This window comes from Serratia bockelmannii (assembly GCF_008011855.1).
In the GTDB taxonomy this organism is placed as follows: domain Bacteria; phylum Pseudomonadota; class Gammaproteobacteria; order Enterobacterales; family Enterobacteriaceae; genus Serratia; species Serratia bockelmannii.
The window spans coordinates 57,993-73,957 of record NZ_VOUX01000003.1; the positions used below are offsets into that span (position 1 = coordinate 57,993).

14 protein-coding genes are annotated in these 15,965 nt (G+C 58.6%); all 14 read left to right on the forward strand.

The genetic code is table 11. From position 1 onward, the window contains the following. The first annotated feature begins 318 nt into the window (after window positions 1-318). The 14 genes from mreB (at window position 319) to FOT55_RS04855 (ending at window position 15,958) form a co-directional block, all read left to right on the forward strand. Window positions 319-1,362: a rod shape-determining protein MreB gene (gene mreB, locus FOT55_RS04790; protein ID WP_003855260.1), complete on the forward strand. Its 1,044-nt coding sequence runs from the start codon at window positions 319-321 to the stop codon at window positions 1,360-1,362. 94 nt (window positions 1,363-1,456) lie between these two features. Beyond that, window positions 1,457-2,473 carry a rod shape-determining protein MreC gene (gene mreC / locus FOT55_RS04795; RefSeq protein ID WP_025304420.1) on the forward strand — a complete coding sequence of 339 codons (1,017 nt, stop codon included), beginning with the start codon at window positions 1,457-1,459 and terminating at the stop codon, window positions 2,471-2,473. After that, on the forward strand, window positions 2,470-2,958 hold the full coding sequence (gene mreD / locus FOT55_RS04800) for a rod shape-determining protein MreD (protein WP_004936918.1): 489 nt from the start codon (window positions 2,470-2,472) through the stop codon (window positions 2,956-2,958). The genes mreC and mreD overlap by 4 nt, the downstream gene beginning before the upstream one ends. A 10-nt stretch (window positions 2,959-2,968) precedes the next feature. Then, window positions 2,969-3,553 (forward strand): Maf family protein, encoded by a 585-nt coding sequence (locus FOT55_RS04805; RefSeq protein WP_004936921.1) that lies wholly within the window; start codon window positions 2,969-2,971, stop codon window positions 3,551-3,553. A gap of 38 nt (window positions 3,554-3,591) precedes the next feature. Then, on the forward strand, window positions 3,592-5,061 hold the full coding sequence (rng, locus tag FOT55_RS04810; RefSeq protein ID WP_025304418.1) for a ribonuclease G: 1,470 nt from the start codon (window positions 3,592-3,594) through the stop codon (window positions 5,059-5,061). A gap of 88 nt (window positions 5,062-5,149) precedes the next feature. Then, window positions 5,150-8,953, forward strand: coding sequence for an AsmA2 domain-containing protein YhdP (gene yhdP / locus FOT55_RS04815; RefSeq protein WP_147823179.1), 3,804 nt, complete (start codon window positions 5,150-5,152; stop codon window positions 8,951-8,953). Beyond that, window positions 8,950-9,792, forward strand: a complete 843-nt coding sequence (nit1, locus tag FOT55_RS04820) for a deaminated glutathione amidase (protein ID WP_038629939.1) — start codon at window positions 8,950-8,952, stop codon at window positions 9,790-9,792. Before yhdP ends, nit1 begins: the two co-directional genes overlap by 4 nt. Window positions 9,793-9,817: 25 nt before the next feature. Then, entirely contained in the window at window positions 9,818-11,263 is a 1,446-nt protein-coding gene (gene tldD, locus FOT55_RS04825; protein ID WP_049208303.1) for a metalloprotease TldD, read from the forward strand. A 105-nt stretch (window positions 11,264-11,368) separates the two neighbouring features. Further along, the gene (locus FOT55_RS04830) at window positions 11,369-12,133 is read left to right on the forward strand and encodes a CDP-diacylglycerol diphosphatase (RefSeq protein ID WP_025304415.1); all 765 of its coding nucleotides are present in this window, start codon (window positions 11,369-11,371) and stop codon (window positions 12,131-12,133) included. 472 nt (window positions 12,134-12,605) lie between these two features. Next, window positions 12,606-12,995, forward strand: a complete 390-nt coding sequence (locus FOT55_RS04835) for a hypothetical protein (protein WP_025304414.1) — start codon at window positions 12,606-12,608, stop codon at window positions 12,993-12,995. A gap of 65 nt (window positions 12,996-13,060) precedes the next feature. Further along, on the forward strand, window positions 13,061-14,119 hold the full coding sequence (locus FOT55_RS04840; protein WP_025304413.1) for a methyltransferase: 1,059 nt from the start codon (window positions 13,061-13,063) through the stop codon (window positions 14,117-14,119). 66 nt (window positions 14,120-14,185) lie between these two features. Next, a complete protein-coding gene (locus tag FOT55_RS04845; protein ID WP_025304412.1) occupies window positions 14,186-14,911 on the forward strand; it encodes a beta-ketoacyl synthase chain length factor in 726 nt (241 codons plus the stop codon). Continuing rightward, window positions 14,908-15,726 (forward strand): lysophospholipid acyltransferase family protein, encoded by an 819-nt coding sequence (locus FOT55_RS04850; RefSeq protein WP_025304411.1) that lies wholly within the window; start codon window positions 14,908-14,910, stop codon window positions 15,724-15,726. Before FOT55_RS04845 ends, FOT55_RS04850 begins: the two co-directional genes overlap by 4 nt. Next, window positions 15,701-15,958, forward strand: coding sequence for a phosphopantetheine-binding protein (locus FOT55_RS04855; RefSeq protein ID WP_049204340.1), 258 nt, complete (start codon window positions 15,701-15,703; stop codon window positions 15,956-15,958). Before FOT55_RS04850 ends, FOT55_RS04855 begins: the two co-directional genes overlap by 26 nt. Window positions 15,959-15,965 lie beyond the last annotated feature (7 nt).

Here is a 15,965-nt window from a genome sequence, read left to right on the forward strand (position 1 = left end):
CAACGACGCCTATTTGAGATAGGCTCTTGTCAGCTTTTATCTGGTTGGCGTTGGTAGGTGCTTACCATCGGCGGCAATCAGGGAATATGTTAGATTTTATGAGCTGTGTTACGCCGTTTCGTGCGTTGACAGGGTGGTAAACTGAGCCTTTGTTCAGGGAATTCAGGCCTCATCCAATTTCCGTGCATTCGAGCAGAAACAATACAGACTATTTTTCACCGAAGTAGAACGTTTTTGCGCCTTGTCGCTGCTTCGTGTGGTTGGTAAAGTAGGCGGATTTTATTTTCCGCCCCCAGCTTGCAGGATTATCCTTTCGTTATGTTTAAGAAATTTCGTGGCATGTTTTCCAACGACTTGTCCATCGACTTGGGTACCGCCAATACCCTGATTTATGTTAAAGGGCAAGGCATCGTACTGAATGAACCTTCGGTGGTTGCCATTCGTCAGGATCGTGCCGGCTCCCCAAAGAGCGTCGCGGCCGTCGGTCATGACGCCAAACAGATGCTGGGCCGCACCCCCGGCAACATCGCGGCTATTCGCCCGATGAAAGACGGCGTGATCGCCGATTTCTTCGTGACTGAAAAAATGCTGCAGCACTTTATCAAACAGGTTCACAGCAACAGCTTTATGCGCCCAAGCCCGCGCGTGCTGGTCTGTGTGCCGGTCGGCGCGACCCAGGTTGAACGCCGCGCTATCCGCGAGTCCGCCCAAGGGGCCGGCGCGCGTGAAGTGTTCCTGATTGAAGAGCCGATGGCGGCGGCGATCGGCGCAGGTCTGCCGGTCTCCGAAGCGACCGGCTCCATGGTGGTGGATATCGGTGGCGGTACCACTGAAGTGGCGGTGATCTCGCTGAACGGCGTGGTGTACTCTTCTTCCGTGCGCATCGGCGGCGACCGTTTCGATGAAGCCATCATCAATTATGTGCGCCGCAACTACGGCTCGCTGATCGGCGAAGCCACCGCAGAGCGCATCAAGCACGAAATCGGTTCTGCCTATCCGGGCGACGAAGTGCGCGAAATCGAAGTGCGCGGCCGTAACCTGGCTGAAGGCGTACCGCGCGGCTTTACCCTGAACTCCAATGAAATCCTCGAAGCCCTGCAAGAGCCGCTGACCGGTATCGTCAGCGCGGTGATGGTTGCGCTGGAGCAGTGCCCGCCAGAATTGGCCTCCGACATTTCCGAACGCGGCATGGTATTGACCGGCGGCGGCGCGCTGCTGCGCAACCTCGATCGCCTGCTGATGGAAGAAACCGGCATTCCGGTCGTGGTGGCGGAAGATCCGCTGACCTGCGTGGCGCGCGGTGGCGGCAAGGCGTTGGAAATGATCGACATGCACGGCGGCGATTTGTTCAGCGAAGAATAGTCAGCCCCAGGAAGGAGGAATCGTATCGGATGAATGCGCACAGCGAAAATCGGGTACGGTTCCTCTTTCTGTTGTCGAGGAACTCGCATAATTTATGAAGCCGATTTTTAGCAGGGGGCCTTCCCTGCAACTGCGACTTTTTTTGGCGGTGATTGCGGCCATTGGCCTGATCGTTGCCGACAGCCGGCTCGGCACGTTCGTGAAGATACGCAACTACATGGACACCGCAGTCAGCCCTTTCTATTTTCTGGCCAACGGGCCACGTAAAGTTTTGGACAGCGTGTCAGAGACGCTGGCCACCCGCCAACAGCTGGAGCTGGAAAACCGCGCTCTGCGGCAGGAACTGCTGCTGAAAAACAGCGATATTCTTCTTCTTGGCCAATTCAAGCAGGAAAACGCCCGCTTGCGCGAGCTGCTGGGTTCTCCGCTGCGCCAGGACGAACACAAGATGGTCACCCAGGTGATCTCCACCGGTTCCGATCCGTATAGCGACCAGGTCGTTATCGACAAAGGGTCGGACAACGGCGTCTATGAAGGCCAGCCGGTGATCAGCGACAAGGGCGTGGTTGGCCAGGTGGTGGCGGTGGCGAAGGTGACCAGCCGCGTGCTGCTGATCTGCGATGCCTCGCACGCGCTGCCGATTCAGGTGCTGCGTAACGATATTCGAGTGATCGCCGCGGGCAGCGGCTGCGCCGACGATCTGCAACTGGAGCATCTGCCGAACAACACCGATATCCGCGTTGGCGACGTGCTGGTGACCTCCGGCCTCGGCGGCCGCTTCCCGGAAGGCTATCCGGTGGCGGTCGTTTCCTCGGTCAAGGTCGACAATCAGCGCGCTTACACCGTGATTCAGGCGCGGCCGACCGCCGGTCTGCAGCGCTTGCGCTACCTGCTGCTGCTGTGGGGCGCCGATCGCAACGGCGACATGCCGCTGCCGCCGGACGAAGTGCACCGCGTCGCCAATGAGCGCCTGATGCAGATGATGCCGCAGGTGTTGCCGCCTGCCGGTTCCGTTGGGCCGCAGCTGCCCGCACCGGCCACCGGCGTGGCGCCGCAACCCGCCGGCGCTACGCCATCGGCTCAGCCTGCCGCGGCGGGAGTGGTGCAATGAACAGTTACCGCAGCCACGGGCGCTGGATCATCTGGCTGTCGTTCCTGGTGGCGTTGGTGCTGCAAATCATGCCGTGGCCGGAGCAGATCTACATGTTCCGGCCTTCCTGGCTGGTGCTGATCCTGATCTACTGGGTAATGGCCTTGCCGCATCGTGTCAACGTCGGTACCGGCTTCGTGCTGGGGTTGATTATGGATCTGATCCTCGGCTCTACGCTGGGCGTACGCGCGCTGGCGCTGGGCATCATCGCCTATCTGGTGGCGTTCAAATTCCAACTGTTCCGCAATATGGCGCTGTGGCAACAGGCGCTGATCGTCGTGCTGCTGTCGCTGTCGATGGATGTGGTGGTGTTCTGGGCTGAGTTTTTAGTGATCAACGTCTCTTTCCGCCCAGAGGTATTCTGGAGTAGTGTGGTAAACGGCATTTTGTGGCCGTGGTTATTCCTGTTGATGCGCAAAATCCGCCGTCAGTTCGCCGTACAGTAAGGGTATATCAATGACTTCGCTTTATCTGGCCTCCGGCTCCCCACGTCGACGTGAACTGTTGACCCTGTTGGGCGTGTCGTTTGACATTCTGCTGACGCATACCGAAGAGCAGCGCCGGGAAGGCGAAGCCGCAGAGGCCTATGTGCGCCGTCTGGCGCAGGACAAGGCCAAGGCGGGCGTGGCGCTGGCGCAGGAAGATCGGCCGGTGCTGGGCGCAGACACCATCGTGGTGCTCAACGGCCGGGTGCTGGAGAAGCCGCGCGACGAAGCCCATGCGGCGGACATGCTGGCGGCTCTGTCGGGCAAACAGCATCAGGTGATGACGGCGGTGGCGATCGCCGATCGCCACGACGTGCGCTGCCAGCTGGTGGTGACCGACGTGACGTTCCGCAGCCTGTCACAACAGGATATCCGCGACTATATTGCTACGGGCGAACCGATGGATAAAGCGGGCGCCTATGGAATTCAAGGAAAGGGTGGTTGTTTCGTCAGAACGATAACCGGGAGTTATCACGCGGTGGTCGGTCTGCCGCTGGTCGAAACACATGAGCTGCTCAGTAATTTTGTCGCATTACGTGATGTAAGAACCGGTTGATGGGCGCTGCCATTATCGACCGGCTCTGAGGAGAAGGCATGACAGCTGAGCTACTGGTTAATATCACACCGTCTGAAACGCGGGTCGCCTATATCGATGGCGGCATTCTGCAAGAGATTCATATCGAACGCGAATCCAAACGCGGCATCGTCGGCAATATCTATAAAGGGCGCGTCAGCCGCGTCCTGCCGGGGATGCAGGCGGCGTTCGTCGACATCGGCCTGGACAAGGCCGCCTTCCTGCACGCCTCCGACATCATGCCGCATACCGAATGCGTCGCCGGCGACGAGCGGAAAAACTTTCATGTGCGCGACATCGCCGAGCTGGTGCGCCAGGGGCAAGACCTGATGGTGCAGGTGGTGAAAGATCCGCTCGGGACCAAGGGCGCGCGTCTGACTACCGACATTACGCTGCCTTCGCGCTATCTGGTCTTCATGCCGGGCGCGGCGCACGTCGGCGTTTCGCAGCGCATCGACAGCGAAGCCGAGCGCGAGCGCCTGAAGTCCATCGTTGCGCCGCACTGCGACGAGCTGGGCGGCTTTATTATCCGCACCGCGGCGGAAGGCATCGGCGAGGAAGAGCTGGCGCAGGATGCCGCGTTCCTCAAACGCCTGTGGACCAAGGTGATGGAGCGCAAGAAGCGCAACCAGACCAAATACAAGCTGTACGGCGAGCTGGCGCTGGCGCAGCGCATCTTGCGCGATTTCGCCGGCGCGGCGCTGGATCGCATTCGCGTCGATTCGCGGCTGACGCACGATCTGTTGGTGGAGTTTACCGGCGAGTACATCCCGGACATTACCAACAAGCTCGAACTCTACACCGGCAGCCAGCCAATTTTCGATCTGTACGACGTGGAAAACGAAATCCAGCGCGCGCTGGAGCGCAAGGTGGAGCTGAAGTCCGGCGGCTATCTGATCATCGATCAGACCGAGGCGATGACCACCGTTGACATCAACACCGGTGCCTTCGTCGGCCACCGCAACCTCGACGAAACCATCTTCAATACCAACATCGAGGCGACGCAGGCCATCGCGCGCCAGCTGCGGCTGCGCAACCTGGGCGGCATTATCATCATCGACTTTATCGATATGAACAACGAAGAGCATCGCCGCCGGGTGCTGCACTCGCTGGAGCAGGCATTGAGTAAAGATCGGGTAAAAACCACGATCAACGGCTTCTCTCAGCTAGGCTTAGTTGAAATGACGCGTAAACGCACGCGTGAAAGCATTGAACATGTGCTCTGTCACGATTGTCCTACTTGCAATGGGCGCGGCACCGTGAAAACGGTGGAAACCGTGTGCTACGAGATCCTGCGCGAGATTGTACGCGTGCACCATGCTTACGATTCCGATCGCTTCCTGGTGTACGCCTCCGCGGCGGTTGGCGAAGCGCTGAAGAGCGAAGAGTCGCATGCGCTGGCCGAAGTGGAGATCTTCGTCGGCAAACAGGTGAAGGTGCAGATCGAACCGTTGTACAGCCAGGAGCAGTTCGACGTCGTCATGATGTAGCCCGCCCGACATCGGTAGGGGCCCGGCACGCCGGGCCCGTCAGTGCATAGATATTCCCGTTGCCAGGCAGCGGAGCAAGGAGAACTGCGTGAGGCGACTGCCTGGGATTCTGTTAGCAACAGGCGCCACCCTAATCGTGATTGTGGCGCTGCTGATCAGCGGGCTGCGCCTGATGCTGCCGAAGCTGAACGACTATCGTCCCCAACTGCTGGCGCAGGTGGAGAAGCTATCCGGTGTGCCTGTGCAGATGGATTTCCTGCAGGGCAGTTGGGAAACGTTCGGCCCACAGCTTGAAGTGCGCAACCTGAGCGTTACGCTGCCCAAAAGCGATGTGCATATCGAACGCGTGACGCTGGCGCTGGACGTGTGGCAATCGCTGCTGCACTGGCGCTGGCAGTTCCGCGATCTGACCTTCTATCAATTCCGCCTCGATCTGAACGCCACGCTGGGCGGCGATCGTGAGGGCGACGGCCTTGAGCCCGGTAAAATCAGCGATCTGATGCTGCGCCAGCTCGACCACTTCGATCTGCGCGACAGCCGTATCTCGTTCCTGACGCCCGCCGGCGCGCGCGCCGAATTCGACATTCCCCAACTGACCTGGCTCAACGGCCGCGATCGCCACCGCGCCGAGGGGCAGATCAGCCTGTCGACGCTGAACGGCCAGCACGGTGTGGTGCAGCTGCGCATGGACCTGCGCGATAATCAGGGCCTGCTGGACACCGGCACGGTCTATCTGCAGGCCGATAACATCGACATGAAACCCTGGTTTACCCGCTGGCTGCGCGCCAACACCGGGCTGGAAAGCGCAGACTTCAGCCTGGCAGCCTGGCTGCAGGTGCAAAACGGCGAGATCGCCGGCGGCCATGCGTTGCTCAAGCAGGGGGCGGCCAACTGGAATACCGGCGCCGCGCAGCACCGGCTGGACGTAGACAATCTGGCGCTGTCGCTGCGCCGCCAGGGCACCGGTTGGCAGCTCGACGTGCCGCAGCTGCGGTTGAGCACCGACGGCCAGGCCTGGCCGCAGGGCGCGCTTTCTGCGCTGTGGCTGCCGGAAAACACCGAATTTATGGGGCCGGCGCAGAATGAAGAGCTGCGGGTGCGCGCGACCCATCTTCAGTTGGAGCGTCTATCGGCGTTGCTGCCGACCTTCTCGTTCCTCAGCCCGGACGTGCTCGATCGCTGGAACGATCTGCAGCCGCAGGGGAAGATGGAAGCGCTGGCGCTGGACATCCCGCTCAAGCAGCCGGAAAAGAGCCGTTTTCAGGCGCTGTGGCGCGATGTCAGCTGGCAGCGTTGGGAACTGCTGCCGGGCGTCAACCACTTCTCCGGCGCGTTGAGTGGCGGGGTGGAGAACGGCCGCCTGACGCTGGGGCTCACCGACAGCACCCTGCCTTACGGCGACATGTTCCGCGCCCCGCTTGAAATCAGCAGCGCGCGTGGCGCGCTGACCTGGCGTTACAACGATCAAGGCTGGGAGCTGGCGAGTCAGGGGCTGGACGTCAAGGCGAAGTCGCTGTGGGTCAACGGCGATTTCCGTTATCAGCAGCCGGCCAAGGGCGATCCGTGGCTGAATATCCTGGCGGGCATCCGCCTGTATGACGGCGCCGACGCCTGGCGCTATTTCCCGGAACCGCTGATGGGCAAGCATCTGGTGGACTACCTGGGCGGCGCCATTCAGGGCGGCCAGGTGGATAACGCCACGCTGATTTATTCCGGCGATCCGCAGCATTTCCCGTACCGCAAAAACGAAGGGCAGTTCGAAGTCTTCGTACCGCTGCGTCACGCCACCTTCCAGTTCCAACCGGGCTGGCCGGCGCTGACCGATTTGGCGATCGATCTCGATTTCGCCAACGAGGGGCTGTGGATGCATGCGCCGCAAACCCGCTTGGGCAAGGTGGCGGGCAAAAATATCAGCGCGGTGATCCCGGATTACCTGAAAGAGCGGTTGCTGATCGACGCCGAAGTCGCGGGTGCGGGCAGCGACGTACATGACTACTTCATGCAGACACCGTTGCACGATTCGCTGGGGGCGGCGCTGGATCAGCTGCAGATTGGCGGTGATGTCAGTGGGCGCTTACATCTCGATATCCCCCTGGACGGCGAGCAGGTCAGAGCCACCGGTGAAGTGGCGCTGAACAACAATTCGTTGCTGATAAAACCGCTGGAAAGCGAGCTGCAGAAGCTCAGCGGCAAGTTCCGCTTCGACAATGGCAATCTGGAGAGCGACACCCTGTCGGCCAACTGGTTCGGGCAACCGGTGGCGGTCAACTTCACTACGCAGGAAGGCGAGCGTGACTACAAGGTCAACGTCGGTCTGAAAGGAGACTGGCAGCCGGGCAAGTTCCCCGGCCTGCCAAAAGAGGCCGCCGATGCGCTCAGCGGCAGTGCGCCCTGGCAGAGCCAGGTGGCCATCACGCTGCCGCATCAGGGCTCGGCCAGCTACGATATCGGCCTTGACGCAGACCTGAAGAAAGTGAGCAGTCACTTACCTTCGCCACTGGACAAGGCGTCGGGAGAGGCGCTGCCGGTGAACGTCAAGGTCAAAGGCGGTTTGAACGGCTTTATGTTGACCGGCAGCGCGGGCAAACAGAACCGCTTCAACAGCGAATGGAACTTCGATAAAAAACAGGTGAACCTGGCGCGCGCCGCCTGGCAAACCAACGGGGGCGGCACCCCGCCTCTGCCGGCCGGCAAGTCGATGACGTTGAACCTGCCGGCGCTGGACGGCGAGCAGTGGCTGGCGCTGCTGGCACCGGCGCTGAAACAGGGCGGCGGCAGCGGTCAGGTGGGCGGTTTCAGCTTCCCCACCACCGTGGCGCTGACCACGCCGCAGCTGCTGTTGGGCGGCCAGGCCTGGCATAAGCTGACGCTGTCGGCCGAGAAACAGCTTGGCGCTACCCTGGTGAGCGCCAAGAGCGACGAAGTGGATGGTAGCCTGCGGGTGGCCGATCGCGGGCCGTGGCGCGCCGATATCAACTACCTGTATTACAACCCGCAGTTCGCAGAGACGAAAAACGCGGCGGGCACGCCGCCGCCGTCGACCGAGAACGTTTCCTTCCGCGACTGGCCTTCGTTGATGCTGCGCTGCAAATCGTGCTGGGTGCTGGGGCAGAACCTCGGCAGGGTCGAGGCGGATCTGACCAATCGGGGCGATACCCTGACGCTGGATCACGGCCTGGTCGATACCGGCCAAGGGCGCATGACCGCCACCGGCCTGTGGAAACAAAATGCGCAGGAAGAGCGCAGCTCGCTGAAAGGCAAGCTGCTTGGCGGCAAGCTCGATGAAACCGCCGCCTTCTTCGGCATCACCATTCCGCTTAAGGGCGCGCCTTATGACGTGGATTTCGATCTGTACTGGCATGGCACGCCGTGGCAGCCACGGGTCGATACGCTGAGCGGTGCGCTGCAGGTCAAGATGGGCAAGGGTGAAATCGACAGTATGGGCGGTGGCCGTGCCGGTCAGCTGCTGCGGCTGGTCAGCTTCGACGCCCTGCTGCGCAAGCTGCAGTTCGATTTCAGCGATACCTTTGGCAAAGGCTTCTACTTTGATTCCATCCGCAGTACCGCCTGGCTGAAAGATGGCATAATGCATACTGATAATCTATTGATCGACGGCCTGGCGGCGGATATCGCTATGAACGGCCAGATCGATCTGGCGCGCCGCCGCATCGATATGGAGGCGGTGGTGGCGCCGGCGATTTCGGCGACGGTCGGCGTGGCCACGGCGTTTGTCGTCAACCCGATCGTCGGCGCGGCGGTATTTGCCGCCTCGCAGGTGCTGGGGCCGCTGTGGAGCAAGATTTCGCTGATTCGCTACCATATCGGCGGCGATCTCGACCAGCCGAAGATCAATGAGGTACTTCGTAAGGCAAAGGAGGATAAGGCGTCATGAGGAATGCTAACGTTGCGTTGTTGCAGTTGTGCAGTGGCGATCAGGTGCGCGATAACCTGGCCCAGATTGAACAGCAGATCAAGCAGCTCAATGCCGGGGTAAAACTGGTCATGACGCCGGAGAACGCGTTGTTGTTCGCCAACTCCGCGGCCTATCGCCAACAGGCGGAAAAACAGGGCGATGGTCCGCTGCAGAACGCGGTGCGCGAACTGGCGCGCCGTTATGGCGTGTGGTTGCTGGTGGGCTCGATGCCGCTCGTCAGCCGTGAGAACCCGGAGCTTATCACCACCAGCAGCCTGTTGTTCGACGAGCAGGGCGAGATCCGCGCCCGCTACGACAAGCTGCACATGTTCGATGTGGACATCAACGACGCGCACGGCCATTACCGCGAGTCGGATACCTACCAGCACGGGCAGCACCTGACGGTGGTGGATACGCCGGTCGGGCGTTTGGGCATGACCATATGTTACGATCTGCGCTTCCCTGCGCTGTTCCAGGCGCTGCGGGCGCAGGGCGCCGAACTGATTTCGGTGCCGGCGGCCTTTACGCGGGTAACCGGCGAGGCGCATTGGGAAATCCTGCTGCGCGCCCGAGCGATCGAGAACCAGTGCATGATCCTGGCGCCGGCGCAGGTGGGGCGCCACGGGCCGACCCGCCGCACCTGGGGCCACTCGATGGCTGTCGACGGCTGGGGCAAGGTGTTGGCCGAGAACGCGGACGCCGTGGCGGCACTGAAGGTGCGTGTGGACGCCGCAAGCCTGAAAAATATTCGTGCGCAGATGCCGGTGCTGCAGCACAACCGATTCCAGACGTCGCTGACGGCGCCGTCTGACAAGTAATCCTCCAATCAAGAGTGAAACCATTATGAGCCTGACGTTTGTCAGTGAGCAGTTACTCGCTACCAACAAGCTGAGTCATCAAGACCTGTACAGGGTACTGGGTCAACTGGCAGAACGCCGTATCGACTACGCCGATCTCTATTTCCAGTCCAGCTATCACGAAGCCTGGGTGATCGAGGACGGCATCATCAAGGATGGCTCTTACAATATCGACCAGGGCGTCGGCGTGCGCGCCGTCAGCGGCGAGAAGACCGGCTTCGCCTATGCCGATCAGATCACCCTGAATGCGCTGCAGCAAAGCGCCCAGGCGGCGCGCAGCATCGTGCGCGAGCAGGGCGACGGGCGGGCGCATACTCTGGGCGAAATCGGTTATCAGGCGCTGTACCCGCTGCTCGATCCGCTGCAAAGCCTGCCGCGCGAAGAGAAAATCGCCCTGCTGCACCGCGTCGACAAGGTGGCGCGCGCCGCCGATGCGCGGGTGCAGGAAGTGAACGCCAGCATCACCGGCGTTTACGAGCAGGTGCTGGTAGCCGCCACCGACGGCACGCTGGCAGCGGACGTTCGCCCGCTGGTGCGCCTTTCCGTCAGCGTGCTGGTGGAGCAGGACGGCAAGCGTGAGCGCGGCTCCAGCGGCGGCGGCGGCCGTTTCGGCTATGACTACTTCCTGGAAGCCGTCGACGGCGAGGTGCGCGCCGATATCTATGCCCAAGAGGCGGTGCGCATGGCGCTGGTCAATCTTGGCGCAGTGGCGGCGCCGGCCGGCAATATGCCGGTGGTGCTGGGGGCCGGCTGGCCAGGCGTGCTGCTGCACGAGGCGGTGGGCCACGGCCTGGAAGGCGACTTCAACCGGCGCGGCACCTCGGTGTTCAGCGGCCATATGGGCGAGCTGGTGGCGTCCGAGCTGTGCACCGTGGTGGATGACGGCACCCTGCAAGGGCGCCGCGGCTCGCTGGCGATCGACGACGAAGGCGTGCCGGGCCAGTACAACGTACTGATCGAAAACGGCGTGCTGAAAGGCTACATGCAGGACAAGCTCAACGCGCGGCTGATGGGCGTTGCGCCGACCGGCAACGGCCGCCGCGAGTCCTATGCGCATCTGCCGATGCCGCGCATGACCAACACCTACATGCTGGCGGGTAAATCGACGCCGGAAGAGATCATCGCCAGCGTCGAGTACGGTCTGTACGCGCCGAACTTTGGCGGCGGCCAGGTGGACATCACCTCCGGCAAGTTCGTGTTCTCCACCACCGAAGCCTATCTGATCGAGAAAGGGCGTATCACCAAGCCGGTGAAGGGGGCGACGCTGATCGGCTCCGGCATCGAGGCGATGCAGCAGATTTCGATGGTCGGCAACGATCTGGCGCTTGATAAAGGCGTGGGCGTGTGCGGCAAGGAAGGCCAGAGTGTGCCGGTGGGCGTCGGCCAACCGACGCTGAAACTGGACACGCTGACCGTCGGCGGCACGGCGTAATTTTTCCTCAAGGGGCCGCATTGGCCCCTTGTTCATTCCCCATTTTGAGTTTTCTCTCGCCCGCGCAAAGAGTGCTGTGCGGCGATGATGCCGAGAAAGATGACGATGGCGTGCTTTGGTGTGTCTACCCGGCGTTGGCTGCTGGTGCTGGGGGTTCTCTCCTTGACGGGGTGCGCCCGTTCCGATGCGCTGTGGGGCGTGGTCGATAAGCTCTGCATGGCCAACTATCAGCAAAAGCGCGATCCGGCCCCGTGTGAGCAGATTTATATGCCGCAGGGGAAAGCGCAAGGCTTCAGCGTGCTGCAAAACCCGCGTTATCCCTATCACTTCATCCTGGTGCCGACGGCGCCGCTCTCCGGCATTGAAAGCCCGCAGCTGCTGGCCGGGGAACGGACGGACTATTTTGGCTATGCATGGCTGATGCGTTACCGGTTGGCCGCCGAGTATGGCGGGCCGGTGCCGGATGATATGTTGGGCATGGCGATCAACTCCGCTTACGGCCGTAGCCAGAACCAATTGCATATTCACCTGACCTGTCTGCGCGAAGATGTTCGGCGTCAATTGCAGGCGGAACGCCCCTACATACAGGAACAATGGCGGCCTTTGCCGGATAAGCTGTTGCGCCACACTTACTATGCCCGACGCGTGATGCAGCCAACCGCGATGGGCATTTACCCGATTAAGGATCTGGCGGATTATTTCCATCTGTCGCCGCAGCAGCTGGCGGAATATGGCGTGGCGTTAGTGCCCACCACGTTTGCCGGCCAACGGGGTTTTATCTTGCTGGCCTCGAAGCGCGGCTGGGACGTTGGCAACCGCGCGTCGGTAGAGTCGCTGCTGGATAAAGAGTGCGCGATATTGCCGCGTTGAGCTCAAGAATGTCTCGCTACACGATGCTGATTAACCGGCCTGTGCAGGTGTATCAGCCATTATCCCTGCAGTTCCCATTTAGCCAGCCATACTTGGCTTTGAGAGCCAGAGGGATGGTATAATTTGGTTACATTTTTTCTTGAGTAAGGGTATTGATTGGAGTACTTTAATGGCCGGAGCTGATGGACATGAATAAGCGCTTTGATGATGTTAATTTAATCGATGTAATCACCGATAGCTTAAATGAATATTTAATGGTTACAAGTTAAACCTGTCCAATAGTTCATTGAATTGCGAATCTTTCAGTTTTTTATATTGATTTTTCAGCCTGCCGATGGCTGATGAATTTATTTTGAAATACAGTAAGGTTTCCGGTTAATAAATAAATCGCGGTTTCATCTGGCGGTGAGTGTGCCGGTATTCATTTATCCATTGATGAAAGTTATCAGAATTACTTTAATATGGAGGTTGTATGAAAAGGGTTTCCAAGTTGTTAATCGCATTTTCCGTGGCGGTGGCCTTAGTGGGATGCGCGCGTACAGCACCCGTTGATAATGTTCATTCGACGGTTAGTGCCGGGCATAGTGAGGCTCAAGTCAGAAACGCAATCCTTAAGGCTGGCGCCCAACGCCAATGGATCATGAATGATGTGGGGCCAGGTGTCATCAAGGCGCGTCAGCAAAACCGCAATCACAGTGCGGAGGTGCGTATTACCTACTCGGCAACAGCTTATTCTATCGATTATGACAGCAGCCAGAATCTGCTCGCTTCTCAAGGTAAGATTCATAAGAATTATAATCGTTGGGTACGCAATCTGGATAAAGATATTCAGGTCAGTCTCGCCACGAATGCACTGCAGTAATATCTTTTTAGTCGGGCCAAGTATGGCCCGATAAATATTTTTAGCACAGGACGCTTATCATCGTTATGTACGAACAAGACACCTTTAATGCGCTTGATGCCATAACCGAAGCGCAACGCATAGCTTTCGCTCCCATGCTGTTTCAAACGGCGCTTTGTTTGCGCAATGGGGGGGTGTTGGCCTATCTGGATAAGCAAGGTGAACAAGGCGCGTTTCTGGATGAAATCGTTGCTAATAGCAGTCTGAATGATTATGCCACCAGCGTGCTGTTGGATATGGGATTGAGTGGCCGCATCATTATCTGTCGCGACGAGCGCTACCGCCTGTCCAAAGTGGGGCACTTCCTGCTGCATGACGCGATGACCCGTGTGAATATGGATTTCACACAGGATGTCTGTTACCAGGGGTTGTTCTTTCTGGCGCAAGCGCTGAAGGAGTCCAAGCCTGCGGGGCTACAGGTGTTCAGTGACACGGAAACTATCTATCCTGTGCTGTCCCAGTTACCATCCCCAGCTCGCGAAAGTTGGTTTGCATTCGATCATTACTACTCTGATGCGGCCTTTAGTGCGGCATTGCCGCATATTTTCGCCGGCAAACCCTTAAGCCTGTACGATGTTGGGGGAAATACGGGAAAATGGGCGCTGCGTTGCTGCCAATACGATGACGACGTCACGATTACGATACTGGATTTGCCGCAACAAATTGCACTTGCCCGCCAAAATGTCGAAAATGCCGGTTTTTCTCACCGCATTGGCTTTCATGCGGTTGATATGCTCGAAGAGGCCACCTTGCCTGGCGAAGCGGATATCTGGTGGATGAGCCAGTTCCTCGACTGTTTCGCTCCGCAGCAGATAATTGGCATGTTGGAGCGTATCGCTAAGGTGATGAAACCCGGCGCTCGGTTGTGCGTTATGGAGCTGTTCTGGGATGCGCAAAAATTTGAGGCGGCGTCATTCAGCCTGAACGCCACGTCGCTTTATTTCACGTGCATGGCTAACGGTAATAGCCGTTTTTACAGCGTAGAGAAATTTTATCGCTACCTGGAAGCGGCAGGATTTGAGGTGGAACAACGCGTCGATCATCTCGGTGTTGGTCATACCTTACTCATATGCAAGAAAATTTGACTTGAAAAGAGGCGTCAGTTTGGCGCGTTGTGCCAGGGATAACGGATACACCACGGATTTGCATTAATGAAATTTGCCTTGAACATTGTCGACTGGCAGGCACGAGCACCCGGCCTGAGCGCCGCGTCCCAGTGGCTTGCATGGGCGCACCAGCCTGATGCCATTGATCCGAGCGCGCCTCAGGCGTTGCCTGATGAATTGCCGATGATGGCCGCGCGTCGCTTGAGCTCCGGCAGTAAGCTGGCGGTTGATTGCGGGCTTTCTTTGCTGCGTCGTCATGCCGTTGATGCAGTGCTCTATACCAGCCGTCACGGGGAGCTGGAGCGCAACTACCGAATCCTCCATGCATTGGCGACCGGCCAGTCTGTTTCACCGACGGATTTTACCATGTCGGTTCATAATTCCGCGGTTGGAAATCTGACGATCGTTGCCAGGCAACCGATAGTATCTTCTTCGCTTTCTGCTGGCATGGATACGTTTCAGCAAGGGCTTTGTGAAGTGGTTTGCTTGCTGGAGGCCGGCCATCAGCGTGTATTGATGGTGGATTTTGATGGTGTGATCCCAGCGTTTTACCATCCGGGGCTGCCTGCGCAAATGCCCACCTGGGCGTATGCCGTGGCGCTGCTGTTTGAGGCGGGGGATACGTTGCAATGCTCCACGGAGAGTGATTATGCAGGCAATGAAATGTCTTTGCCGCAAAGCTTGCGGTTTTTAAGGCACTATCTCGCGCAGACGCCCCACTTTACGATTGACGGAGAACGAGTGCAGTGGCGTTGGAGTCTCATGAAATGAATGCTGTAACCGGATTAAATCGCATCTGGCGCCTGGTAATGACCGGGTTTTGCTTCGCGTTATTCGGGCTCGGCGGGCTGCTGCTTTCCCTGACCTGGTTTAATTTGCTGTTGCTTGTTGTACGTGATGACAATAAGCGCTGCCGCATAGCGCGGCGCAGTATTTCAGCCAGTTTTCGATTGTTCTTGACGGTGGCGAGGAGCATTGGCGTATTAGATTACCGTATCCATGGCGCCGATTGCCTGCGTAATGAACGCGGCTGTCTGGTAGTGGCGAACCATCCTACGTTGATTGATTATGTGCTGCTGGCTTCCGTGATGCCGGAAACGGATTGCCTGGTGAAAAGTGCATTACTGAAAAATCCGTTTGTCAGCGGGGTGATTCGTGCAGCGGATTATCTGGTTAACAGCCAGGCTGAGACTTTGTTGCCACAGTGTCAGGAAAGATTGGGGCGTGGTGACACCCTTTTAATTTTTCCTGAGGGCACGCGTACCGAACCGGGGAAAAAGATGTCTCTGCAGCGCGGGGCGGCCAATATTGCCGTCCGTTGCCGCCGCGATCTGCGTATTGTGGCGATTTGCTGCAGTGAACATTTATTGGATAAACAGAGCAAATGGTACGATGTCCCCCTTACAAAGCCGCTCTTTGAGATCAAAGTACGCGGTCGAGTGCCGATCGAGCATTTTTATGATGGCAAAACACCAGAGCCGGCATTGGCGGCAAGGCAGCTGAACCGGTACCTTTCGCAACAATTACAATTCGTTGAAATACCTTTTTCGGAACTTAATGATGCAAGCGCTTTATCTAGAAATTAAAAATCTCATTATTGATACATTGAATTTGGAGGAGCTGACGGCGGATGATATTGAAACGCAGGCGGCTCTGTTCGGGGAAGGATTAGGACTGGACTCCATCGATGCGCTTGAACTCGGGCTGGCGGTAAAAAATAAGTACGGCATCGTGCTTTCCGCCGAAAGTGAAGAAATGCGCCAGCACTTTTACTCTGTAGCAACGCTGGCTTCTTTTATTCATTCGCAACGAGCCTGAGAAAGAA